The following is a 21,074-nucleotide window of genomic DNA, read 5'->3' as shown; positions in this document are numbered from 1 at the left end:
CCGCCGCCCTTCAGGCCCGAGCCGCCGCCCGCACCGCCGGGGACGCCGCCGCCCCCGCGCAGACCGGAGCCGCCGGTGATCGATCCGGGCTTGCCGCCGAGGCCGCCCGGCTTGTTCCCCGGCCCGGCGTTGCGGATCGAGGTGTAGCCGTTCTTGCCGCCGGTCGACCCGGTTCCCTTGAGGCCACCGCCGCCGCCGATGCCGGTCGGCGGAAGCAGGCTGGACGGGATGTTGCCGCCGCCCCCGCCGAGGCCGCCCGAGAGGCCGCCGCCGCCTCCGATGCCGCCGGGCGGCGGGCCGCTCAGACCGCCGCCCCCTCCGGCGAGACCGCCGCTGACCTCGTCCGGGTCGAGACCGGAGGGGGAGTTGTAGGGGCTGAGGTCGCTGCCGCCGGTGATCGCCCCGGGCGGCGTGCCGCCGCTGCCCGGGAACTGCCCGCCCCCGTACCCGCCGCTGAGATCGTCCGGGTCGGGGGCCTGGTTGAACGGGTTGTCGTCGTCGAGGGCGCTGAGGTCCGAGCCGCCGGTGTACCCGCTGGGAGGGTTCCCGCCGCCGTTGAGCCCGGCGCTGTTGAAGCCCTCGGTCGAGCCCGGGCCGCCGGGCGCGTCGTCGAGCTTCATGAGGTTGTCCGGTTTGCCCATGCCGTCCACGCCGGTGTCGCCGAGGTCGGGCATGCCGCCCCCGCCGCCGGAGTCGAGGTCCGGCGCGGGCGGGAAGTCGGCGTCCGGGCCGTCGTTGAACGTGGTCTGCTCGCCCGGCTTGGAGTCCGGAGCGATATCGGTGACCTGCGCCTCGACGTTGCTGTGCCGCTCGGTGACCTCCTCGTTGACCCGCGCCGCCTCCTCTTCGAGCTGGCTCGAGCCCCGTGTCCCGAGGTACTCCATGCGCATGGTCGCGTACTCGTCGGCCTTGGACTCGGCGAGCGCCTGGCCCTTGAGGCCGTTCTCCTCGTAGTCGGGGTTGGCGTTGACGTACTCGATCCACATGTCGTACGTCCGCTGGCGGCCCTCGTTCACCTCGTCGACGACGGTCGGGTCGAACCCGGCGAGCTCCAAGGCGGCCTTGGTCTCGTCGTTCTCGCGGATCTCGCAGTTGCGGAAGAACGGCGGTCGGATGTGGATGCGGTGCGAGCCGCAGCTCGTGCCCTCCATGAAGAACTTCGGCGCCGGGTAGACGCACGCGGTGCCGCCCTGCTGCTCGAAGATCTCAGCCTGCTTGGTGTCGAGGATCTTGATGACGCCGTCGTCGCCGTTCTCGCCGCCGATGTCGTTCTGGATCGTCCGGCAGTTCTTGATGACGGTCTCGGCCTGCTCCTCGAACGCGTCGAAGTCCTCGCCCTTCCAGGTCTCGGCGAGCGCCGCGAGGCCCTGCTCGAGCTTGGGGCCGACGATCCGGAACTCCTCGTAGAAGTCGGTCCAGGCGTCGCGGATCGTGTCGATGGCGTAGTCGGCCTCCGGCTGGGGCCGGATCGACTTGACCATGCTCTGGATGGTCTGGCCCTCGGGAAGCAGCATGGTGCCCTCGCGGGCGGCCCGGAGGCTGTTGATCTGGGACGCCTGCGGCACCGCCGACATGAGCTTGACCCAGGCGGCCTCGGCGGGCTCCTCCACTTTGCACGTGCAGTCCCCGGTCTCGCACGAGGGCTTGACCAGCAGGCTGTTCTGCGCGACGGTGAACTGCGAGGAGGACTGGCCCTCCTCGATCTCGCCGTACTCTTCCTTCTCGATCTCGGCTGCTTCGGTCACTGGCCCTCGCTCTCGGCTCGCTGGAGGATGTCGGTCTGGATCTGGGGGAGGTGCTCGCCGGTGATCCAGGCGACGAGCGATTCGGTGGTGAACGGGTACACGGCCATCGCTTCGGCGCTCGAGTCCGGATAGAACTCCGGCGCCGACTCGTAGGCGCCGACGCCCGGGTCGTGCAGGAAGTCGACGGACAGGTAGACGACCCAGTCGCCCTTGCGCCCGTACGCGTCGATGTAGAACCGCTCGTCGGTGTCGGCGGCGATGTAGAGGCTCTCGTCCCAGTCGCCGCCGAGCTCGCCCTCGGTCTCGCCGGTGTACGCGATGCCGGCGGCGTTCTCGCGGCGCTGGGCGACCCGGTCGGCGAAGTTGGCCTCGGCCTCGGCCTCGTCGTTCCAGGGGGCGAGGCCGCCGCGGGCGGCCGCGTCGCCGGTCACCGAGTATTCGAAGGAGCCCTGGACGTCTTCGAAGGTCGCAAGGTCGAACAGGCCCGCGCACCCGGCGGACTCGGCGTCGATCCCCTCGCCGATCGGGGTGCTCTGGAGTTCGCCGTCGACGCCGGTCGCTCCGAGTTGCGCCTGGAGGTCGGCGAAGTCGCCGAAGACCTCGCAGCCGAGCCAGTTCCCCATGACGGCGTAGGACCCGCTCGGCGCGTCGGCCTCGGTCTCGCCGGGGCCGCTCGCGGAGCAGCCGGCGAGGGCCAGGGCGGCGGCGATCGCGGCGGCGGTGCCGCGCGTGCGTCGCGACACGCTAGCCGCCCAGCTCGGACTCGTAGTTGGTCATGTCGGTCACGACCGCGTCGTCGGACTCGTCGGACTGGTCCGCGGAGGCCTGGAGGGTCTCCATCATGCCGCTCAGGGAGACGCGCAGGTTCTGGAGGTTGTCCCAAGTGGTCGAATGGAAGGTCTGGTAGTTGGTCCGCGCGGTCGCGGAGGCGTCGAGCTGGCCGAAGGCGGGGAGCCGTCCGAGGACCTCTCCCTTCTTGAGCCGCGGGATGATCCCGTCGAGGTGGTCCAACTGCTCCTGGATCAGGGCCTTGTACTCCTGGATCGCTTCCGGGTCGAGTTCTCTTGCTGCCATGGGGTCGCCGATCTGTACTGGTGGACGCGCCGCGCCGGAGCGGCGGGTGGACAGTCTGTAAAGGATGGTGTGGATTGTTCGGTTCGGTCGTGCGTCGCCCCGGGCGGGCCGCGCCGGCTCAACTCCGCCCGGCCGTGCCCTGGGCGCCGTCCTCCTCCGACTCGGGTATCGAGCCGTCGTTGCGCCAGCTGTGCGGAGCGTCCCCCGAGCGGGCGGTGTCGTCCCACTTGCTGGGGAAGAAGTCGTAGGTGAGGGCGTCGATGCCTTCTTCCTTCATCTTGTTCGGGGCATTCTCGTCGGCGCTGTCGACGATTGCGTTGCTGAAGCTGTAGCCGCCCTGGACGCCCACGCCGCCGAGGAGGATCTTGGCCGGGATCCCGTTGGGGAAGAGGCACTTCTTTCCCGGCGCCATGAGGTGGACGAACGCGAGGTTCAGCAGGCCCTGTGCGAGGCTGTACACGGTGGATCCGAGCGTGTTGAGCGGGTTGATGATGTTCCCGGCGGCGGCCATGTTGACCCAGGTGACGGTCATGTTCGCGCCGATGAACCCGGCCAGGGCCACCGAGACCCCGTCGACCACCTTCTCCAGCGTCTTGAGGCCGGCGAGCGAGGTGGTCGCGAACACGGTGGCCTGGGTCCGCCACGCCAGCGCCATGATCGGCCCCGCCGGGACGAAATTGCGGACGATCAGGACCGTCGCCGCCATCGCGAAGAGCACCGTCGCCACCGCGACCAGGATCGGAATCAGGATCGCGAGCGTGAACCCGATCATCGTCATGGAGACACCGAGGTGGAGCGCGAACGCTGAGATCGCCGAGAGCTGCGTGAGGATCTGCTGTGCCTTCTCGTTGAAGGCGTCCCGGTCCTGGCCGGTCCACTGGTCGGGCGTCAGTGCGTCGAGTCGGGCCTGGAATGCCTCGCGGGCGAGGTCGAACTGCTGGGCGACCTGGAGCCACATCGCCCCGCCCTGCACGATCTCGCCGGGGTTGCACTGGCGGAGGTAGATGATCTTGGCGATTTTGGCGCAGGGGCCGCCGAAGACGAACGCGGGCAGCGTGATTGCCACGGCCGCCGCCGGCGCGAGGTACGCGTAACCTTCCTTCATCGTGTCGAACTGTGCGGGATCAGGTGCCTGGTATGCCATGCGGGTCCTTCTGCTCGGTGCGCCTCGGCGCGTTGTCAGGCCGGGCCGCCGCCGAGGAGCTTCGCGGCGGCTTCGTCGGCTTGCTCCCATGCAATGACAGACTCGTCGAGGGCCGTGGTCAGTTGCGTGAAGCAGTCGGCGGCGCCCGTGATCATCTCGATCGTGTAGCCCACCGCGAGCGCGTGGGCGGCCGCCAGCGACCACTGGACCGAGACCATGAGCTTCGGATCCAGTTCCCGGAGTTCGGGAAAGATCGGGTTGGTCTTCTCGAGTATCGGCGGGATGTCGGCTCGGATCCCGTCCGACATCTCCCTGACCTTCGGGGTGTCGATCCCCGGTGTGCCGTCAGCCAAAGTGGCCTCCATCCTTGAACATCTGCGTGATCCGTTCCTGAGTGCTCCGCATCTCGGCGGCGACCGCGTTCGCCTCGTCGCGGAACGCGCCGCTGCGTTCGACCGCGTCCGCCGGAGCGGTCCGCAGGCCGAGTCCGCTGAAGTACGCCTCCTGCCGTTCGAGGAGGTCGGCGTGCGCCGCCGCGACGGTGGCGTTCAGCTCCGCGGTGAGCCCTTTGGCGCCGATCTCCAGGGCGCGCTTGGAGAGCACGACCCGGCTGACGGGGTATTCGTTGGTGGACTCGACGGTGACGAGCTTCGACTCGCTCTTGGCGAGCCCCACTGGCCCCGGCTCCTCGCCCTTGCCCGTTCCGGGCGGGGTCTCCTGGAACCGCTGGAGGAGCGCGAGCGTCGATTCAAGCGCTCCCAAGGCCTCGGGATGGAGTTTGAGGTACCCCCCTCCCATCGCCGGACCGAGGAGTGCGCTGTCCAAACCGGACTGTTCTGGGGCCGTTTCGTCGCCGTCCTCCGCTTCGGCCGCGGCCTCCCTGCGCTCGGCGATGACGGCGCCGTAGCCGCGCTCGCGGAGGTGCTGGGTGAAGCCGGCGAGTTCCTCGATGGCGTCGGCGATGCCGGGAACCGGGTCGGCGGCGACCGCGTCTGCTGCGGCGCGCGCCGCGGCTCGGGCGGTGTCGGTGATGAGCTCGGCGAGGTCGCGTGTGAACATGCGCTCGGCGGCGGCGGTGAGTTCGATCCGTGGCGCCGCACCGGCCGCCACAGTCACCGTCACGGCGCCGCAGTCGCTGCTCAGAGAGCGTTCTCTGAAAGGAGTGTCGGTCAAAAGGTGCTCCTGCGAAGCTGGAGGCGGAGTGTTCGCAAGTCATTATTATGCAAGCTTTTCGGATCTATCGGGTTCCCGGGCCTCGGCCCACGACATCGCGGCCCGGCTCGGCCTTTCGAAGGGCGACCGCCGAAGAACAGCGGTTTCGCCACGGATCGCTCCGCCGCCTGTGGACTTCCGGCCGCTTCCGTTGCGGCAGTTGTCGACACATGTTTGAAATTTCAACCGACCGGCAACGCGATCGTTATGGAGATTTAACGAGAGAGCGCTGTCTGTTCACCGGTCCCGGTCCGGAGCGGATCGCTCGAACCCGGTAAGGAGCGCCGTCAGTGCGAAGTCGAAGCGCTCGCCCGGGTCGATCCCGCCGCCCTGGAGCGCCTCGGCGAGCAGTGGATACGGCGACAGGTCGACCTCCCCGCCCTCCTTGGGAGTGTCCACTGAGCGCACGGTGACCTGTCCGATGGCGAGTTCGGTGATCGAGTAGACCATCCGCAGCCCTTGTCGGGGCGGGAAGCCGGCCTCGCGTAGCGTCGCCAGCACGGTCTCGACCGCCGCCATGTTCCGCTCGGTGAGCCGGCGCAGCGGCCCGGCCCGCGCCGTCACCACCGTCCTGTTCGGTCTCGGCCTGCTCACCTCCCTGACCGTCCTGAGCACGGGCGGCGAGAACTACGACCTGATCGTGCCGCTCGGCTACGGCCTCCTCGGCCTGCTGCCGGTCCTCGCCGGCGCCGGCGCGGTGGCCGCCGTCTGGCGCGGAAGGCGAGCCGCGCTCCCGTAGGCTGGCCCCATGATCGAGGCGAGGGCCGAATCGAGGCCGGGATCGTCGGCGCCGAACGAGGACCTGCACCGCGTCGCCGACACCTGGGCGCTGGTCCTCGACGGCATCACCCGCTACCCCGGCGACGGCTGCGTCCACGACGTCCCCTGGTACACCGCGGCCCTCGCCGAGTCCATAGCGGACCTGATCGGCCAACCGCTCGAACTCGCCGAGGTCCTCGCCGGCGCCATCGCGGCGGTCAACGCCCGCCACGCCCGCACCTGCGACCTCGACAACCCGGTCTCGCCCGGTGCCACCGCCGCCCTCGTCCGCTGGTCCGGCGGCGACCTCGAATGGCTCGTCCTCGGCGACTGCTCGATCGCCTGGCGCGACCGGGACGGCAAGTGCCGCATCGAGACCGACGACCGCCTCGCCCGGCTGCCCGGAGCGCCGGCGGTCGACCTCGCGGGCGTGCGGCGCTGGCCCGTCGCGTATGTCGCGGGCCTGCGCAACCGCGACGGCGGCTACTGGGTCGCCTCCACCGACCCGGCCGCGGCCGCCATGGCCCGCACCGGCACGGTCCCGGTCGCCGACGTCGCCGACCTCCTGCTCTGCACGGACGGCCTGACCCGCCTCGTGGACCGCTACGGCCGCCCCTGGCCCGACGTGCTCGCCCTCGTCTTCGACCACGGCGTCGGCGCGGCCATCGACCTCGTGCGCGGGCACGGCGACCGCGACCCGAGCCCCGGGGCGAAGCGGCACGACGACGCCACCGCCGTCCATCTGCGGTTCCCCGAATCTGCATCGTTGTAGAATCGTGTCCGGCAGTGTTCCCGAACCGACCGCGCCCCCGAACCGACAGTGCTCCCGAACCGACAGTGGAGGTGCCATGGCAGTAACCCTGCGCGACGTCGCGGAACTGGCAGGCGTGTCGTTCAAGACCGTCTCGAACGTCATCAACGGGTACCCCCACATCCGGCCCGCGACCCGCGAGAAGGTCGAGCGCGCGATCGCCGAACTCGGCTACCAGCCCAACCTCAGCGCCCGCAGCCTCCGCTCGGGCCGCACCGACACGATCGCACTGGCCGTGCCCGAGCTGAACCTGAGCTACTTCGCGGAGCTCGCGAGCTTCGTCATCGCCGCGGCCGAGGAGGCCGGGCTGGTCACGCTGGTGGAGCAGACCGGCGGCGACCGCGACCGCGAGCTGGCGCTGCTCCAGAGCCCCCGCCTCAACCGCACCGACGGCCTCATCCTCAGCCCGCTCGGCCTCGGCCAGGAGGACGCGGCCGCGCTGGGCGGACCGCTGCCGGTGGTCATGCTGGGGGAGCGCACCTTCGACTGGCCCTGCGACCACGTGACGATGCGCAACGTCGAGGCCGCCCGCGCGGCCACCGAGTACCTCATCGCCTCCGGGCGCCGGCGCATCGCGGTCATCGGCGAGAACGAGGCCGAGGTCATGGGCTCGGCCCGGCTCCGGCTTCGCGGCTACCGCGAAGCCCTTGCGGCCCATGGCATCGAGTACGACGAGCGGCTGGTCGCGCGCGCGACCCTGTGGCACCGGGCCGACGGCGCGCACGCCATGCACGACCTGCTCGACCGCGGCGTCGACTTCGACGCGGTCTTCGGCTTCAACGACACGCTCGCGCTCGGCGCGATGCGCGTGCTTCAGGAGTCGGGTCTGCGCATCCCCCAGGACGTGGCCGTCCTCGGCTTCGACGACCTCGACGAGGCCGCCTACGCCATCCCGTCCCTGACGACGGTGGACCCGGGCCGCGAGTGGATCGCCCGCACGGCCGTCGAGACGCTCATCGCGCGTATCGGCGGCGACGGCGCCGGCCCCGAGCCGCGCACCCGCGCGGCGGACTTCGCCGTCATCGAGCGCGAGTCGGCTCCGCCCGCCTGAGCCCCCTGGGCGCTCCAGGGCGCCGCGTCCGCTTTACAACGTTGTAGAATCCTCGGGCGGGTTTAGCCTGTTCTGATGTCGCCGCAGGTGGCCGCCATGATCACGAATCGGGAAAGAACCGCGTCGGAAGGCCGCGGGGCGTTGACAGCGGGGGGACGATGTTCCTACGATCCAGAAGTTACAACGTTGTAGAACGAAGGTTTCGATCTCGGCGTTGGACCACGCGCAGACAGCGCAGTCTCGCTTTGAGAGGGAACACCGACATGACACGCAAGCGAATCCTCGCAGGGGCCGTCGGCGCGGCGCTCGCCATCACCGCCACCGGATGCTCCGCCGGCGACGACGGCGGACCCGTCGAGCTCACCTTCTGGCACGGCTACACCGAGGCCGACGGCGACGTCCTGCAGGGCATCGTGGACGACTTCAACGCCGCCCACGACGACGTCGAGATCACGACCGAACTCAAGACCTGGGCCAGCATCGACGACACCCTCCTGACGGCCCTGTCCGCCGGCGAGGGCCCCGACATCGTCGCCATGCCCGCCGAGCGCCTGCCCGTGTACGCCTCCAAGGGCGCCTTCGCCGAACTCGACGACTTCTACGCCGACGAGTCCAGCAACACCGCGAACCTCAACCCCGGCGCAGTCGAGATGGAGACCGTGGACGGCGTCAAGTACGGCGTGCCCACCGGCTTCGTGCCGCTCGCCGTCTACTACAACCAGGCGCTCTTCGACGCCGCCGGCGTCACCGCGTTCCCGCAGACCTGGGACGAGTGGGTCGCCACCGCCCAGCAGCTCACGGTCGACGACGACGGCGACGGCACCCCCGAGCAGTACGGGGTGGTCCTGCCCGACCACGCCACCGTCGCCAACGGCCTGTGGCCCTCGCTGTTCTACGGCAACGGCGGCGGCATCGTCGACGACGGCACCGCCGTCATCGACTCGCCCGAGAACGCCGCGACCCTCGAGTTCTGGAGCAACGCCATCGCGACCGAGCAGATCTCGCCCACCGGCGTCGACGGCGTCGGCGCAGACGAGCTCTTCAGCGGCGGCCAGGCGGCCATGACCGTCGGCGGCCCCTGGATGGCCTCCATCGCCACCGAGAACGGCATCGACTACGGGATCGCCGCGCTGCCGGCCGGACCCGCCGAGCAGGCCGCCTCCGCCATCGGCGTCTCCATGGCCGTCACCGTCGACACCTCCAGTGCCGAGCAGGAGGCCGCCGAGGAGTTCTTCTCCTTCTTCCTCAACGACGAGAACTCCGTCGCCTGGTCGCTCGGCTCCGGCTGGCCGCCGCTGCGCACCGACATCCCGGCCGACGCCGTCGCCGAGAACCCGGTCGTCGCCTCGCTCACCGAGATCGCCGACACCGGCCGGCCGCTCCTGCCCGGCGTCGTCAACACCACCGACGTCCTCAGCGCGGTCGACGAGCTCACCCAGCAGGCGGTCGCCGGCGGCGACATCGACGCCCTGCTCGCCGAGGCCCAGACCAAGATCCAGGAAGCGCTCGACGAATAAGGCCGCAGCGGGGGCGCCCCCGGCGCCCCCGCCGCCCCGCCTCGCACACACGTTTCGAAGAGGAAGCCATGACCGCACCGAACCCGACCGCCCGCCGGTACCGGCCCCCGGCGCCGCTCGGCGGCCGCCGCCGCGCCACCGGCAGCCCCGCCGGGCGCAACGCGAGAGCCTGGGCGTTCCTCGCGCCCGCGCTCATCATCATCGGCCTGTTCACCGTCTGGCCCATGATCTCGGCCCTGCGACTGTCCTTCATGGACGCCAGCGGGTTCGGCCGCGAGGAGTTCATCGGCCTCGAGAACTACGTCACCGTCTTCACCGACCCCGACATCCGCGACGCCGTCCTCAACACCCTGTGGTACACCGTCCTGTTCACGCCCACCGCCGTCATCGCGGCCCTCGCGCTGGCGCTCCTGCTCAACAGCCCCCGCATGCCCTTCCGGTCGTTCTTCCGGACCGCCCTGTTTGTGCCGTTCGTCGTCTCCTTCGCCGTGGCCGCCTTCGCCTGGAGCTACCTCATCGACCCCCAGGTCGGCCTCCTCAACTACTGGCTGCGCGGCCTCGGAATCCAGCTCGGCAACGTCCTGGAGGACCCGGACCTCGCGATGCCCGCCGTCGTCCTCGTCGCCGTCTGGAAGCTCTTCGGGTTCTACTTCGTGATCTTCCTGGCCGGCCTCCAGGACATCCCGGCCTCCCTCTACGAGGCCGCCCGCATGGACGGCGCCGGACCCTGGTCCCGCTTCCGGAACGTCACGCTGCCGCTCCTGTCCAACACCATGGCGTTCGTGCTCATCTTCGCGATGATCGCCGCCCTCCAGGCCTTCGACCAGATCTACGTCATGACCGGCGGCGGCCCCTACGGCCACACCCAGACCCTCGTCATGGAGATCTACGAGTCCGGCTTCCGCAAGCTCGACATCGGGTTCGCCTCGGCACTGTCGTACGTGCTCCTCATCGCGACCCTGATCCTCAGCCTCGTGCAATTCCTCTTCTTCGGCCGCAAGGAAAAGGACCTGTCCTCATGAGCGCCCCGACCCACCGGACCCGCCCCGGGACCACGCCCGGCACCGTCCTCGCGGTGATCGCGCTCGTCGCCGTCAGCGCGGTCGTCCTGCTGCCCATCGCGATCATCGTCTTCACCGCGTTCAAACCGGTCGCCGAGGTCAACGCCTACCCGCCGAGCCTCCTGCCCGACGCCTGGACGCTCGACAACGTCCGCGAAGTCACCTCCGAGCTGCCGTTCCTGCGGCTGGTCGGCAACAGCTTCCTCTTCGCCGGCGGCGTCACCGCGTTCGCGCTCGTCTTCGACTCGCTCGCGGCCTACGCCCTGGCCCGCATCGACTTCGCCGGACGCAAGGTCCTCCTCGTCGCGATCATCGCCACCCTGATGATCCCGTTCCAGGCCACCCTCATCCCGCTCTACCAGCTCGTCGCCGACCTCGGCTGGGTCAACACCTACGCCGGGCTCATCGCGCCCCGCGCCGCCGACGCCTTCGGGATCTTCTTCCTGCGCCAGTTCTTCCTCTCGCTCCCGCGCGACGTCGACGCGGCCGCCCGCATCGACGGCGCCTCCGAGTTCCGGGTCTTCCGGTCGGTCGTCCTCCCCAACGCCGTCCCGGCCCTGCTCACCCTGGGGCTCTTCACCTTCGTCAACAACTGGAACGACCTCCTGTGGCCGCTGGTGTTCACCACCGACGCGGACATGGGCACCATCACCTCCGGCCTGACGCTCCTCACCGGACCCAGCGGCATCGTCCCCCACGGCGTGATGATGGCCGGATCGCTGATCGCGATCCTGCCGCTCGTCATCGCGTTCCTCCTCATCCAGCGCCGCTTCATCGAGAACATCGCAACGACAGGACTCAAATGACCTCCCACCCATGGCACCGCGACGGCTCGCTCCACTTCGCGGTCGGCGTCGAGGACACCTTCGTGCCGCAGTCGCGGCCCGGCGAGCGCGCGATCGACGAGTACGCGCTCACCGAGCACTACGACCGGTGGCACGGCGACCTCGCGCTGGCCGCGGACGCGGGGGCCGAGCTGGTGCGCTGGGGCGTGCCCTGGCACCGCATCGAGCCCGAGCAGGGCCGGTGGGACTGGGGCTGGCTCGACCGCGTCATGGACCGCTTCGCCGAACTGCGGCTGCGGCCGATCGTGGACCTCATGCACTACGGGACGCCCCTGTGGATGGACGGCGAGTTCGCGAACCCGGACTACCCCAAGCGCGTCGCCGAGTACTCCGCGGCCGTGGCCGAACGGTACGCGCACCTCGGCGTCGCGGACTACACGCCGGTGAACGAGCCGATGATCCACGCCCTGTTCTCGGGGGAGTACGCGTACTGGCCGCCGTACCTGTCCGGTCCGGCGGGCCTGACCACCATGGTCGGCCAGCTCGCCCGCGGGTTCGTGCTCGCGCAGCGCGCGATCGGCGACGTGCTCGACGGCGCGGTGTTCGTCCACGTGGACGCGGGCATGCGCTTCACCGGCGACACGGACGCGCCCGAGCACCGCGAGCACGCCGCCCGGCTGAAGGAGCAGGTCTTCCTCGTGGAGGACCTGGTGACCGGCCGGGTCGGCGACGCGCACGCGCTGGCGCCGTTCCTGCGCGGCAACGGCTGGACCGACGCGGACTTCGCGTGGTTCGCCGAGGCGCCGGTCCGCCCGGACGTGGTGGGCGTCAACTACTATCCGCTGCACTCCACCGAGGTCTTCGAGGCCGGCGTGTTCCACAGCGGCGGCTTCCCGGACCCGCGGCCGGTCCAGGACGACGGCGTGGAGGGCCTGGCGGAGCTGCTGCGGGCCGCCGCCGACCGGTACGGGGCCCCGGTGATGCTGACGGAGACCTGCGTGACGGGGACGGTCGAGGCGCGGCTCGCCTGGCTTGACGCGTCGGTCGCGGCGCTGCACGATCTGCGCGCCGAAGGCGTCGACGTCGTCGGGTACACGTGGTGGCCGCTCTTCGACATGTACGAGTGGACCTACCGCCACTCGCAGGATCCGCGCGAGGCGCACCGGCTGACGATGGGCCTGTGGGAGCTCCAGGAGCGCGCCGACGGCCTCGCCCGGGTGCGGACCCCGATCGCGGACCGCTTCCGATTTCACGCCGATCAGGTTGCAGCGCAACGTTCTCAAGAAAAATCTCGCTGAGGCGAATAGACCGACGGGGCGCGGGTAGCCATGTTCCAGAGGGACTTTCGTCCGGGGGACGAGGCCGCCGATCCAGCGCCGGGGGGAGTGGGATCGGCGGCCTCCCTTTGCGTTCAGGGGTGTTCGGGGATGCCGCTTCACGGCATCCCCGGGCGCCCTTCGGCGTCTCCGGCGGGTCCGCGCGAGGTGGTGTCCGAGCCCGTCGGCCGGCGATCGCCTTCGCGCTCGCACTCACCGCCGAGGTCGCGCAGCGGGCCGCCGGGCACCGGTGCGGCCCGCCGCAGGTGCTCAGCGCAGGCGTCGCTCGGCGACGGCGAGGGTCTCCCTCGACCGTTCGAGGACGTCCTTCCATTCGAGTTCGAGCAGGCCCGGGTCGGGGCGGTCGCCGTGCGGGTCGCCTCGGCGCCCGGCCCACAGGGCCCGGTGGCGCCGGCGCCACGGCGGCGGTCCCCACAGGGTCGGCGGCATGGGTCCGAAGAGGACCACCGAGGGCGTCCCGAAGGCGGTCGCGAGGTGCGCGACGCCGGTGTCACCGCACAGCACGAGCCGCGCGGAGGCGATGATCGCCGCGAGCTCCTCGAGGTTCGTGCGCCCGGCCAGCACCCGCCACGGGGCGATGCCGGCCGCCGCGGCGACGGACCGGGCCAGCGCGATCTCGCTGTGGTCGCCGGTGATCGCGATCTCGTGCCCGTCCTTCTGGAGCGCGTTCGCGACGCGTGCGAACCGGTCGGCGGGCCAGCGCCGGACCGCGTCCTTCGCGCCGGGGTGGATGACGACGGTGCCGGCGTGCGGTGTGGGCCGCGGCGGCGGTGCGAGGAGCAGGTCGGTGGGGTCGGCGGGGAGGCCGCCCTGTTCGAGCAGCCGGCACCAGCGGTCGATCTCGTGGAGTTCGGGGCGCCAGGGCGGGCCGCCGACGCCGGGGAGTTCGGGGTGCCGGTGGGTGATGATCTCTTCGGGCTCGGTCTCGAGCAGGTCGTGGACGCTGCCGGGGCCTTCGCCGTGCAGGTTGACGGCCAGTTCCGGTGATTCGCCGTGCCAGTCGAGGTCGCCGACGCCGGAGGTGGGGTGGAGGAGGTCGACCGCTTCGACGAGGTCGGCCAGGGGCCGCAGCCGCTCGGGGGCGGCGAGGACGATCCGCTTGTGCGGGAACGCCTTCCGCAGTGCCCGCAGCGCGGGGACGGCGGTGAGCAGGTCGCCGATGCCGAGCGCTCGGAGTGCGAGGACGGTGCCGCCGGGTTCCGACCCGGTGCCGCGGATGTCGGATGCCTCAGTATCGGTCATGTGATCCTCCTCAGGTTGCGATGGCGCGCTCCAGCAGCACGTCCCAGCGGTTCAGGAATCCTTCGAGTCCGTGGTGGGCGAGTGCGTATTCGCGGGCGGCGGCGCCGGCTTCGGCGGCGAGGTCGCGGTCGGCGGCGAGTTGAGCGAGGCGCGCGGCGAGGACGCCGAGGTCGCAGGAGACGGCGCCGATCGAGGGCGGGAGGGTCGCGGCGGCGGTGCTGGCGACGGCGACGACGGGCAGGCCGAGGAGCATCGCCTCGATGAGCGGCGCGCCGGGGGAGGTCCAGCGGGAGGGATGCACGTAGACCCGGCGGCGGGCCATCGCGGTGTGCAGTTCTTCAAGGGGGATCGGGGGATTGCCGGTCAGCGCGTGGCCGCGGCCGTCGGGCCAGGTGCGGACCGCTTCGGCGCCGGAACCGAACAGGTCGATGGGTGCGGCGGCGCGCAGTGCCTCGAGGACGTCCGCGCCGGCGTCGCGGCCGCGGCCGACGGGTTCGTCGACGACGGCGAGCGCGTGCGGCAGTTCGCCGGTGAACCGCGGCCCGGGGTCGGCGGCGCCGTGGTCGACGACGGTGGTGGGGGCCCGCCCGCAGTCCCACATGAGGCGGTTGAAGTCGCTGGTGTGGACGACGGGGATGTCGTCGCGGTCGGCGAGCGGGTGGCGGCTGGTGGCGGCGCGACCGGGCGGGGTGCCGTGCTCGACGTAGACGGCGGCGACGTCGCGGCCGGGCCGGCGCCCGAGCCACCGCTCGGCGAGCGCGAGCTCTTCGGGGCGCTGCAGCACCACGACGTCGATCTCGGTGTCCCGCAGCGCTTCCGCGGGGACGTCGACGACGTGCCGGGGCCAGGGCCGGCCGGCCCGTCCCAGCCCGAACTGCCCGCTGTCCGGTTCCTTCGGCAGCAGGTACACATGTCGCCCTTGGATGAAGGACTCCGTCCACGCGCCGTCCACGTTCCAGCACAGGATCCTGAGGGCGTTCGAACCTCGCATGTGTACGCGGTACCCGAGGCGGGGCGGCTTCAACCGCTTTGGGCTGGTTCATACGGCCGAGTGCGTGCCCTGCTCGGGCCCGCTCATGCCGCGAGGGCCGGTTCAGGCTGCCGCGAGCAGCCCCACCGCGAGCGCGGCGGCGCCCAGCCCCCAGAGTTGGCTGCGCTGCAAGCGCTCCGAGAGGACCCGTCGTGCCAGGAGGACCGTCCCCGCCGGGTAGAGCGCGACGATGACCGCGACGACCGCGAGGTCCCCGCTGCGGGCGGCGATGAGGAACAGCAGGTTCGCGATCGAGTCGAGGGCTCCCGCGGCGGCCGACATCGCGTACGCGGGCTTCTCGGTGCCGAGCCGGCGGTGCAGGAGCGCGGCGGCGGTCAGCGTGACCGCCGATGCGACGGTCCTGCCGGCGATGAGCGGTGCGACGCCGCTGTCGGCGGGCGCCTGGTGCAGGAAGACGAGCTGGAGCGCGATGGCCGCGCCGGCGCCGACCGCGAGGAGGAGCGCCTTCCCCGACGGGCGCGTCGACCCTGCGCCCGGTCCGGCGCTCACGAGCACCACCGCGGCGAGGGCGAGCGGCAGCCCGACGAGTCCGGCCGTCCCCAGGTGCTCTCCTTGGAGGAGCCCGACCGCGACGGGCAGCATCGCCGACACCAGGGCGGTGACCGGCGAGAGGACGTTCATCGGGCCGATCGCGAGCGTCCGGTAGAGCAGGAGGAACGCCGCCGCCGAGGCCACGCCGGAGGCCGCTCCCCACGCGAGGCTCGCGGGCGTGAACGACGCGCCGAGCAGCGGCCACAGGACGAGTTCGACGACCAGGCTCGCCGGCGCCGCGATCATGACGGTCCGCAGCACGTGGGCCCGGCGCGCGCCGAGGCCGCCGAGGAAGTCGGCGGTGCCGTAGGCGAGGGAGCTGCCCAGCGCCAGGACGAGTGCGATCACCGCGACCTCCCAGTATCATCGGAACGACCGGATTGAATACTAGAACGACCGCGGCGGTCCATCAAACCGACCGCACGGACCATTCGAGTGATTCCGATTGCAGGAGGACCCATGGCCGAGACCGAGGCCGCGCTGCGGACCGTCGCGACCAACGTCAAGGCGGCCCGCACGCGCGCCGGGCTCTCCCTCGACGAGCTCGGCCGCCGCGCCCAGGTCAGCAAGGGCGCCCTCGTCGCCCTCGAGAAGGCCCAGGGCAACCCCAACCTCGCCACGCTCGTCCGCCTCGCCGACACTCTCGGCGTCTCCGTCTCCGCCCTCATGCAGGGCCCCCAGGACGACCGCGTCCGCATCGTCGACGCCGCCGACACCGAACCGCTGTGGACCGGCGACCGCGGCGGCGAGGCCCGCCTCATGCTCACCACCCCCGGCCCGGCCCCCGTCGAGGTCTGGCGCTGGCGACTCGAACCCGGCGAAACCTACCCCAGCCACCCCCACCAGGCCGGCGTCCACGAGACCGTCAGTGTCGTCACCGGCCGCATGACCCTCGTCGTCGACGGCGCCGAGCACGACCTCGGCGCCGGTCAGACCGCCGCCTTCGCCGCCGACGCCCCCCACGCCTACCGCGGTGCGGGCACCGGAACCTGCACGCTGCTCATGACCGTCCACCTCCCGCCCGGCCCCGTCACGCCGGGCCGACCCGCCTGACGCCGACCGCGTCCCGATGGCAGCATTGGGGAGTGATCATCCTGCCGACACTCGGCGGCGCCGGCGCCCCGGCCGAGACGGCCGACACCGCGACCGGCGAGGCCGCCGCACCCGACGTGCCGTGGACGACGATCGTGCACAACGACCCGGTCAACCTCATGAGCTACGTGTCGTACGTCTTCCGCACCTACTTCGGCTACACCGAGTCCATGGCCGAGAAGCTCATGCTCGACGTCCACAACAAGGGCCAGGCCGCCGTCTCCAGCGGCAGCCGCGAAGAGATGGAGCGCGACGTCCACGCCATGCACGGCTACGGCCTCTGGGCCACGATGCGGCAGGACCGCTGATGGAGGGCTTCGAACGCTTCCCCGGCGGCGCCGCGATCCGCCTCGGCCAGGCCGAGGCGAGCATCCTCCGCGGCCTCGCCGACCAGCTTCTCGAGCTCCTCGCCACCCGCGGCGAACCCGTCGACGACCCCTTCGCCGCGATCTTCGAGCCCGGCCCGAGCGAACCGCCCGCCGACCCGGTGCTCGCCCGGCTCTTCCCCGACGCCTACGACGCCGAGTCGGACGACGCGGGCGAGCGCTCCGCCGAGTTCCGCCGCTTCACCGAGAACGACCTGCGCACCCGCAAGCGCGACGACGCCAAGTCCCTCATCGCCGACCTCGACGCCCTCGGCCCCGGCGGCGGGATCCTCAGCCTCGACGAGGAGGACTGCCGGCGCTGGCTCGGCGCCCTCAACGACCTCCGCCTCGCCCTCGCCACCCGCCTCGGCATCGCCACCGAAGCGGACGCCGAGGCGCTCTACGACCTCCCCGAGGACGACGACCGGGTCCCGGCCGTCATCGTCTACTCGTGGCTGAACCTCCTGCAGGACAGCCTGGTCGATGCGGTGATGCCCTGACCGGACGGCCCGGCGGGCGGGAGCGGCCCCGACCACCGGTTTCGGCGCGTCCCGCATGGCGGGCCCCGGTTGCACTATCCCTACCGAAGGCGTAGGATTCGCAGGCCGCCCGCCTGCCCGCCCGAGACCAGTGGAGTGATCCGCCCGATGCGCCGACTCTTCAGCTTCCCCAACCCCGTCAACGAGGTCTCCGCCCGACTCGTCGCCGCGGGCGTCGTGATCATGAGCGTCCTCGCGCTGGCACTCCGACTCGAGTGGCTCGTGGTGGTCATCGCCCTGGGCTTCATCGCCCGCGCCGCCACCGGCCCGACGCTGAGCGTCCTCGGCCAGCTCGTCACCCGCGTGGTCACGCCCCGCCTCCCGCTCGAACCCAAGCCCGTCCCGGGCCCGCCCAAGCGCTTCGCGCAAGGCATCGGCGTCGCCTTCTCGGTGACGTCGGCGCTCCTGCTCCTGGTCTTCGACGCCGACCTCGCTGGCTGGCTCGTCCTCGCCGCCCTGGCCGCCGCCGCCACCCTCGAAGCGGCCTTCGGGTTCTGCCTGGGCTGCAAGGTCTTCGCCCTGCTGACTCGCCTCGGCCTGATCCCCGACTCGGTATGCGAGGCCTGCAACGACATCACGGCCCGCACCGAGGCGAACCTCCGCGCCAAGGCCGCGGCCGTCTGACGTGTTCAGCTCCCGAGCGTGCTGAACACCTTGGGCCACCAGGCGCCCGCCTCGAAGGCCCGGTCGTCGACCGCGCGGAGCGTGAACCGCATGCCCCGGTTCAGGACGGTCCGCACGTCGGCGGTGCCGGCGGACTCTGCCGCTGCGGCGAGCCTGCGGAGGAACTCGACGAACCACCGGTAGTTCGAGTTGACCCCGCGGACGGCGACACTGGACGGATCGAACTGCAGGACCTCGCCGGTGCCCGGGTCGAGCACGTACAGGAGGCCGGACCGGGGTTCGACCGCGCCGAGCACGATGAAGCGGATGTCGAGATCGGTGCCGTCGGCGCTGACCCGGATCTGGTCGAACACCTTCAGGCCGTCGGGGAGCTCGGTGGTGAACAGGCCGGGAACGCGTTCGGGGACGTCGAGGTCGTCGGGAAGCGCCGCGGGGTCGATCCCCTTCGCGATCCACTCGCCGCGCGGGTACTCCATCGCGTCAGCCTCCTTTCAGGCTTCCTTCGAGCTGCATGAGGGTGATCGACCACCAGGACCCCCGGTCGGCGAGGGCCGCGGGGTCGATCGCGTTCAGGGACGAGCGAAGGGCCTTGGCGCGCAGGGGCCGGCCGGCCGTACCCGAGTCGGCGTCGACGAACCGGGCGAAGTGGTAGAGGAACTCGGTCAGCGCCTTGAACGTGGAGTTGACGAGCTCGAGCGTGCCTTGCGCGACGCCCAGGAGCAGGACGCGCCCGGTCGCGGTGTCGAGGCAGAACAGCATGTTGTCCCGGTCGGCGGGCACCGCGCCGATCACTTTGAGCCGCAAGCCGTCCTCGCCTCCGAGGTTGAGCGTCGAATAGAGCTCGAACCGGCCCGTGAGATAGGCGGTGTAGACGACCGACATCTCGATGGGGAGGAAGTCGACCTCGGGGTAGGCGCCCGCCGGAGCCGCGAACTCCCGCATCCACTGGTCCCTCGGGAAGCGGATGACGTTGTCCGGCTCCCATGCCCGCAGGTACGCGTCCGGGTCCGTCATCGCTCCTCCTCCCCGGCGACGAGGCCGGACTCGAGCAGGTAGGAGTACCAGGGATCGGTCTCCCACCACGGCTCGCGCTGCCGGTCGACGGGACCGCGGATCTCCTTGTGGCGCGGGCCGAGCGCGACGGTGTCGATGAACTCGGGCACGTCGGCGCAGGTGAGGACTACCGGGGAGTCCCAGCCGTACTTGAAGTACGAGTCGACGTAGACGATGACCTCGCCCGAGGCCGCGTCCATGAGCAGGGCGTCCTCGTAGCCGATGTCGCCGATCCGCACCCATTCCCGGTCGTCGATCGGCTCACCGAGCGAGTCGACCGGCCGCTGCGGCGCCACCTGGTCCTCGGGGCGGATCTCGACGCCGCCGAAGCCCGCCGCGGAGGCGAGCCGGTAGAAGTCGTCGAGGCCGCCGGGCCACGTCCGCGAGGGTTCGGCGCCGTCCGCGAGCTCGAGCACGGCATAGGTCGCGTACGGCGGGTCCTCGTCCGCGTCCTCCCAGCGGCGCTCGAGCTCCTCGACCGCCCCGGTCGAGCGCAGCAGTGCGATCTTGCGCGCCATCGCATCGCGGTGGTTCATGTCGCCCCTCCTTCACAGGTTCGTGGCTCCGCAGCTCACTCTACGATGTTGATTCTGACTCTCGCCCCGTCCGGCACCTGGCGGAGCTGCGAGTTGATCTGCCCGCCCATCCCGTGGTTGGTGACCGACTCGATCCCCCACATGTTGTCCTGCGTGTCCCGGCCTCCCAACTGGAGCTCGTGCGCGTGGTCGATCTGCTGCCGGTCCAGCTCCTGGAGCCGCTGGTTGACCTCCGCCTGGGTCTCGGAGGTGTGCAGGATCTCGTACTCCTTGTCGCGGCGCCACTGGTCGACGGTGCTGCCGCGCTCGTCGCCGTCACCGGTCTTCTTCGACAGCTGGTCGTTCTCGCCGAGCTCCTTGAGGTAGTTCGCCTTCGCGTCGAAGTCGGCCTGGTCCCAGTCCTCGTGCTTGCGCAGGTTGATGTTCCACGAGCCGTCCTCGTTCTGCGTCGGCGCGTCCAGGCCCTCGGTGAATCCGGAGGAGTACTCGGGGGTCTGCTTCGGGCGCTCGGGCGTCCCCTTCTTCGGGATCTCGAGGACGGTGCCGTCGGGGAGCTTGCGCTTGCGCCGGTGCGGGTGCTGCGCGGGCGGGCCCGGCCGCTTGGGCCGGGCCGCGGTGATGCGGGTGCGGGTCTCGGCGGCGTCGGCGGTGTGGCTGCGGCCCGGCAGCGGGCTGCGGACGCGGCGGGTGTCCGTGTCCGAGTCGCTGCGGCTGGTGTCGACGTCGACGTCGACGTCCGTGCGGGGGCGGCGGGCGTGGAGGCCGAGGAGCCCGAGCAGGATCGGGATGAGAGCGGCCTGGCGGAGGAGTCGGCGCATGGTGATCACCCGAAGAGGAGGTCGCGGAGGGCGGTGATGGAGTCGATGAGGCCGGTGATCCAGCCGAAGATCTTGCCGACCCATTCGGTGATGCGCATGACCGCCTTGGGGATCACCCAGGCGGCGCCGATGCCGACGGTGAAGGCGACCTCGGCGGCCCAGGCGATCAGCGATCCGATGCATTCGGCGACGAACTCGCGGACGAACTCGCGGACCATGGTGACCAGTTGGCCGGCGCCGCGGGTGGCGGTGCCCAGCGACAGCGCGGTGCCGCCGACGCAGCCGAGGACGTCGACGTTCGCGTCGGCCATCCCCCGGTAGGCGTCGGCCGCGCCGCCGGTCCAGGACTGGACCTCGGCGATGGCCGTCTCCAGCTGGGCGGCCATGGCGAAGCACTCGTTGGCGACGTTGTCCCAGGTCATGGCGTGGGCTTCCACCAGTGTCGGGTTGCCGGCGAGCATGTCGAGGGCTTCCTTGAGGGGCTGGACGTGCTCGATGAGCCAGCCGACGCCGGCGGCGGCGAGGGTGCCGATCGGGTCGATCACGGCGCCGACGGTCTCCAGCGCCACGCCGAGGCCGGCGACGGACGCGTCGATCCAGGAGCCGGAGTCGATCGCCATGGCCAGGCCGGCGTAGGACTCGACGATGCCCGCTCCGGCGAAGGCGGCTCCGGGCTGGGCGGGGACGTCACTTGCGGTGGCGACGAGGTCGGTCACGAAATGCCTCC

Annotated in this window: 25 protein-coding genes and 1 pseudogene; 11 read left to right on the top strand and 15 right to left on the bottom strand. The window is 71.3% G+C overall.

The features are described 5' to 3' along the window. The 7 genes and pseudogenes from GFD30_RS22245 to GFD30_RS22215 all read right to left on the bottom strand — a co-directional run. Positions 1–1,745, bottom strand: a pseudogene (locus GFD30_RS22245) (hypothetical protein); the annotation flags it as partial. After that, positions 1,742–2,488 carry a hypothetical protein gene (locus tag GFD30_RS22240; protein ID WP_153027361.1) on the bottom strand — a complete coding sequence of 249 codons (747 nt, stop codon included), beginning with the start codon at positions 2,486–2,488 and terminating at the stop codon, positions 1,742–1,744. The gene GFD30_RS22240 and the pseudogene GFD30_RS22245, both read right to left, overlap by 4 nt. Position 2,489: 1 nt before the next feature. After that, entirely contained in the window at positions 2,490–2,819 is a 330-nt protein-coding gene (locus GFD30_RS22235; RefSeq protein ID WP_153027360.1) for a hypothetical protein, read from the bottom strand. Between the two features lie 118 nt (positions 2,820–2,937). After that, a complete protein-coding gene (locus tag GFD30_RS22230) occupies positions 2,938–3,963 on the bottom strand; it encodes a hypothetical protein (protein ID WP_153027359.1) in 1,026 nt (341 codons plus the stop codon). A 35-nt stretch (positions 3,964–3,998) separates the two neighbouring features. Further along, positions 3,999–4,316 carry a hypothetical protein gene (locus GFD30_RS22225; protein ID WP_153027358.1) on the bottom strand — a complete coding sequence of 106 codons (318 nt, stop codon included), beginning with the start codon at positions 4,314–4,316 and terminating at the stop codon, positions 3,999–4,001. Then, positions 4,309–5,136 carry a hypothetical protein gene (locus tag GFD30_RS22220; RefSeq protein WP_153027357.1) on the bottom strand — a complete coding sequence of 276 codons (828 nt, stop codon included), beginning with the start codon at positions 5,134–5,136 and terminating at the stop codon, positions 4,309–4,311. The genes GFD30_RS22225 and GFD30_RS22220 overlap by 8 nt, the downstream gene beginning before the upstream one ends. Before the next feature lie 276 nt (positions 5,137–5,412). Then, positions 5,413–5,694: a TetR/AcrR family transcriptional regulator C-terminal domain-containing protein gene (locus GFD30_RS22215; protein ID WP_153027356.1), complete on the bottom strand. Its 282-nt coding sequence runs from the start codon at positions 5,692–5,694 to the stop codon at positions 5,413–5,415. Between the two features lie 10 nt (positions 5,695–5,704). Here GFD30_RS22215 and GFD30_RS22210 point away from each other — a divergent pair, with 10 nt between their 5' ends. The 7 genes from GFD30_RS22210 to GFD30_RS22180 all read left to right on the top strand — a co-directional run bounded on the left by GFD30_RS22210 (position 5,705) and on the right by GFD30_RS22180 (position 12,457). Continuing rightward, a complete protein-coding gene (locus GFD30_RS22210) occupies positions 5,705–5,914 on the top strand; it encodes a hypothetical protein (RefSeq protein WP_153027355.1) in 210 nt (69 codons plus the stop codon). 9 nt (positions 5,915–5,923) lie between these two features. Continuing rightward, positions 5,924–6,706, top strand: coding sequence for a protein phosphatase 2C domain-containing protein (locus tag GFD30_RS22205; RefSeq protein ID WP_153027354.1), 783 nt, complete (start codon positions 5,924–5,926; stop codon positions 6,704–6,706). Positions 6,707–6,782: 76 nt separating this feature from the next. After that, positions 6,783–7,796, top strand: coding sequence for a LacI family DNA-binding transcriptional regulator (locus GFD30_RS22200; protein ID WP_153027353.1), 1,014 nt, complete (start codon positions 6,783–6,785; stop codon positions 7,794–7,796). Positions 7,797–8,059: 263 nt separating this feature from the next. Further along, positions 8,060–9,313, top strand: coding sequence for an ABC transporter substrate-binding protein (locus GFD30_RS22195; protein ID WP_153027352.1), 1,254 nt, complete (start codon positions 8,060–8,062; stop codon positions 9,311–9,313). Between the two features lie 68 nt (positions 9,314–9,381). Then, the gene (locus GFD30_RS22190) at positions 9,382–10,335 is read left to right on the top strand and encodes a carbohydrate ABC transporter permease (RefSeq protein ID WP_153027351.1); all 954 of its coding nucleotides are present in this window, start codon (positions 9,382–9,384) and stop codon (positions 10,333–10,335) included. Next, a complete protein-coding gene (locus tag GFD30_RS22185) occupies positions 10,332–11,180 on the top strand; it encodes a carbohydrate ABC transporter permease (protein ID WP_153027350.1) in 849 nt (282 codons plus the stop codon). Before GFD30_RS22190 ends, GFD30_RS22185 begins: the two co-directional genes overlap by 4 nt. Beyond that, a complete protein-coding gene (locus GFD30_RS22180) occupies positions 11,177–12,457 on the top strand; it encodes a family 1 glycosylhydrolase (protein ID WP_153027349.1) in 1,281 nt (426 codons plus the stop codon). Before GFD30_RS22185 ends, GFD30_RS22180 begins: the two co-directional genes overlap by 4 nt. A 288-nt stretch (positions 12,458–12,745) precedes the next feature. Here the strand turns inward: GFD30_RS22180 and GFD30_RS22175 are convergent, their stop codons facing one another. From GFD30_RS22175 to GFD30_RS28100, 3 genes are all read right to left on the bottom strand, one after another. Next, positions 12,746–13,738 (bottom strand): glycosyltransferase family 9 protein, encoded by a 993-nt coding sequence (locus GFD30_RS22175; protein WP_153027348.1) that lies wholly within the window; start codon positions 13,736–13,738, stop codon positions 12,746–12,748. A gap of 10 nt (positions 13,739–13,748) precedes the next feature. Beyond that, the gene (locus GFD30_RS22170; protein ID WP_153027347.1) at positions 13,749–14,729 is read right to left on the bottom strand and encodes a glycosyltransferase; all 981 of its coding nucleotides are present in this window, start codon (positions 14,727–14,729) and stop codon (positions 13,749–13,751) included. A gap of 102 nt (positions 14,730–14,831) precedes the next feature. Next, positions 14,832–15,668, bottom strand: coding sequence for a DMT family transporter (locus tag GFD30_RS28100; protein ID WP_322633503.1), 837 nt, complete (start codon positions 15,666–15,668; stop codon positions 14,832–14,834). A 111-nt stretch (positions 15,669–15,779) separates the two neighbouring features. Here GFD30_RS28100 and GFD30_RS22160 point away from each other — a divergent pair, with 111 nt between their 5' ends. The 4 genes from GFD30_RS22160 (at position 15,780) to GFD30_RS22145 (ending at position 17,940) form a co-directional block, all read left to right on the top strand. Further along, a complete protein-coding gene (locus tag GFD30_RS22160) occupies positions 15,780–16,373 on the top strand; it encodes a helix-turn-helix domain-containing protein (RefSeq protein ID WP_153027346.1) in 594 nt (197 codons plus the stop codon). 116 nt (positions 16,374–16,489) lie between these two features. Then, entirely contained in the window at positions 16,490–16,720 is a 231-nt protein-coding gene (clpS, locus tag GFD30_RS22155; protein ID WP_407649148.1) for an ATP-dependent Clp protease adapter ClpS, read from the top strand. Continuing rightward, the gene (locus tag GFD30_RS22150) at positions 16,720–17,277 is read left to right on the top strand and encodes a DUF2017 domain-containing protein (protein ID WP_153027345.1); all 558 of its coding nucleotides are present in this window, start codon (positions 16,720–16,722) and stop codon (positions 17,275–17,277) included. Before clpS ends, GFD30_RS22150 begins: the two co-directional genes overlap by 1 nt. 147 nt (positions 17,278–17,424) lie before the next feature. Continuing rightward, positions 17,425–17,940, top strand: a complete 516-nt coding sequence (locus tag GFD30_RS22145; protein ID WP_153027344.1) for a DUF4395 domain-containing protein — start codon at positions 17,425–17,427, stop codon at positions 17,938–17,940. Between the two features lie 5 nt (positions 17,941–17,945). Here GFD30_RS22145 and GFD30_RS22140 read toward each other — a convergent pair whose 3' ends face one another. From GFD30_RS22140 to GFD30_RS22125, 5 genes are read right to left on the bottom strand one after another with little or no spacing between them, the layout of a single operon-like run. Then, positions 17,946–18,416: an SUKH-4 family immunity protein gene (locus GFD30_RS22140; RefSeq protein ID WP_153027343.1), complete on the bottom strand. Its 471-nt coding sequence runs from the start codon at positions 18,414–18,416 to the stop codon at positions 17,946–17,948. A 4-nt stretch (positions 18,417–18,420) separates the two neighbouring features. Further along, complete coding sequence (locus tag GFD30_RS22135) at positions 18,421–18,954, bottom strand: SUKH-4 family immunity protein (protein WP_194202071.1); 534 nt, start codon at positions 18,952–18,954, stop codon at positions 18,421–18,423. Beyond that, complete coding sequence (locus GFD30_RS26410; RefSeq protein WP_194202070.1) at positions 18,951–19,529, bottom strand: hypothetical protein; 579 nt, start codon at positions 19,527–19,529, stop codon at positions 18,951–18,953. Before GFD30_RS26410 ends, GFD30_RS22135 begins: the two co-directional genes overlap by 4 nt. A 35-nt stretch (positions 19,530–19,564) precedes the next feature. Beyond that, complete coding sequence (locus GFD30_RS22130; RefSeq protein ID WP_153027341.1) at positions 19,565–20,347, bottom strand: hypothetical protein; 783 nt, start codon at positions 20,345–20,347, stop codon at positions 19,565–19,567. Between the two features lie 5 nt (positions 20,348–20,352). Further along, a complete protein-coding gene (locus tag GFD30_RS22125) occupies positions 20,353–21,063 on the bottom strand; it encodes a hypothetical protein (RefSeq protein ID WP_153027340.1) in 711 nt (236 codons plus the stop codon). Positions 21,064–21,074: the final 11 nt, after the last annotated feature.

Source organism: Glycomyces albidus (genome assembly GCF_009451885.1).
Taxonomy (GTDB): domain Bacteria; phylum Actinomycetota; class Actinomycetes; order Mycobacteriales; family Micromonosporaceae; genus Glycomyces; species Glycomyces albidus.
The sequence above is the reverse complement of the archived record's forward strand: the minus strand, read 5'-3'. Positions and strand labels throughout refer to the sequence as shown.

Bases quoted from the DNA above. Each gene is read 5' to 3' on its own strand.
- GFD30_RS22140 (WP_153027343.1), bottom strand. From the start codon at position 18,416: ATGGAGTACCCGCGCGGCGAGTGGATCGCGAAGGGGATCGACCCCGCG.
- GFD30_RS22170 (WP_153027347.1), bottom strand. From the start codon at position 14,729: ATGCGAGGTTCGAACGCCCTCAGGATCCTGTGCTGGAACGTGGACGGC.
- GFD30_RS22215 (WP_153027356.1), bottom strand. From the start codon at position 5,694: ATGGCGGCGGTCGAGACCGTGCTGGCGACGCTACGCGAGGCCGGCTTC.
- GFD30_RS22135 (WP_194202071.1), bottom strand. From the start codon at position 18,954: ATGACGGACCCGGACGCGTACCTGCGGGCATGGGAGCCGGACAACGTC.
- GFD30_RS22145 (WP_153027344.1), top strand. From the start codon at position 17,425: ATGCGCCGACTCTTCAGCTTCCCCAACCCCGTCAACGAGGTCTCCGCC.
- GFD30_RS22130 (WP_153027341.1), bottom strand. From the start codon at position 20,347: ATGCGCCGACTCCTCCGCCAGGCCGCTCTCATCCCGATCCTGCTCGGG.
- GFD30_RS22235 (WP_153027360.1), bottom strand. From the start codon at position 2,819: ATGGCAGCAAGAGAACTCGACCCGGAAGCGATCCAGGAGTACAAGGCC.
- GFD30_RS22150 (WP_153027345.1), top strand. From the start codon at position 16,720: ATGGAGGGCTTCGAACGCTTCCCCGGCGGCGCCGCGATCCGCCTCGGC.
- GFD30_RS22200 (WP_153027353.1), top strand. From the start codon at position 6,783: ATGGCAGTAACCCTGCGCGACGTCGCGGAACTGGCAGGCGTGTCGTTC.
- GFD30_RS22205 (WP_153027354.1), top strand. From the start codon at position 5,924: ATGATCGAGGCGAGGGCCGAATCGAGGCCGGGATCGTCGGCGCCGAAC.
- GFD30_RS22230 (WP_153027359.1), bottom strand. From the start codon at position 3,963: ATGGCATACCAGGCACCTGATCCCGCACAGTTCGACACGATGAAGGAA.
- GFD30_RS22160 (WP_153027346.1), top strand. From the start codon at position 15,780: ATGGCCGAGACCGAGGCCGCGCTGCGGACCGTCGCGACCAACGTCAAG.
- GFD30_RS22195 (WP_153027352.1), top strand. From the start codon at position 8,060: ATGACACGCAAGCGAATCCTCGCAGGGGCCGTCGGCGCGGCGCTCGCC.
- GFD30_RS22190 (WP_153027351.1), top strand. From the start codon at position 9,382: ATGACCGCACCGAACCCGACCGCCCGCCGGTACCGGCCCCCGGCGCCG.
- GFD30_RS26410 (WP_194202070.1), bottom strand. From the start codon at position 19,529: ATGAACCACCGCGATGCGATGGCGCGCAAGATCGCACTGCTGCGCTCG.
- GFD30_RS22175 (WP_153027348.1), bottom strand. From the start codon at position 13,738: ATGACCGATACTGAGGCATCCGACATCCGCGGCACCGGGTCGGAACCC.
- GFD30_RS22185 (WP_153027350.1), top strand. From the start codon at position 10,332: ATGAGCGCCCCGACCCACCGGACCCGCCCCGGGACCACGCCCGGCACC.
- GFD30_RS22180 (WP_153027349.1), top strand. From the start codon at position 11,177: ATGACCTCCCACCCATGGCACCGCGACGGCTCGCTCCACTTCGCGGTC.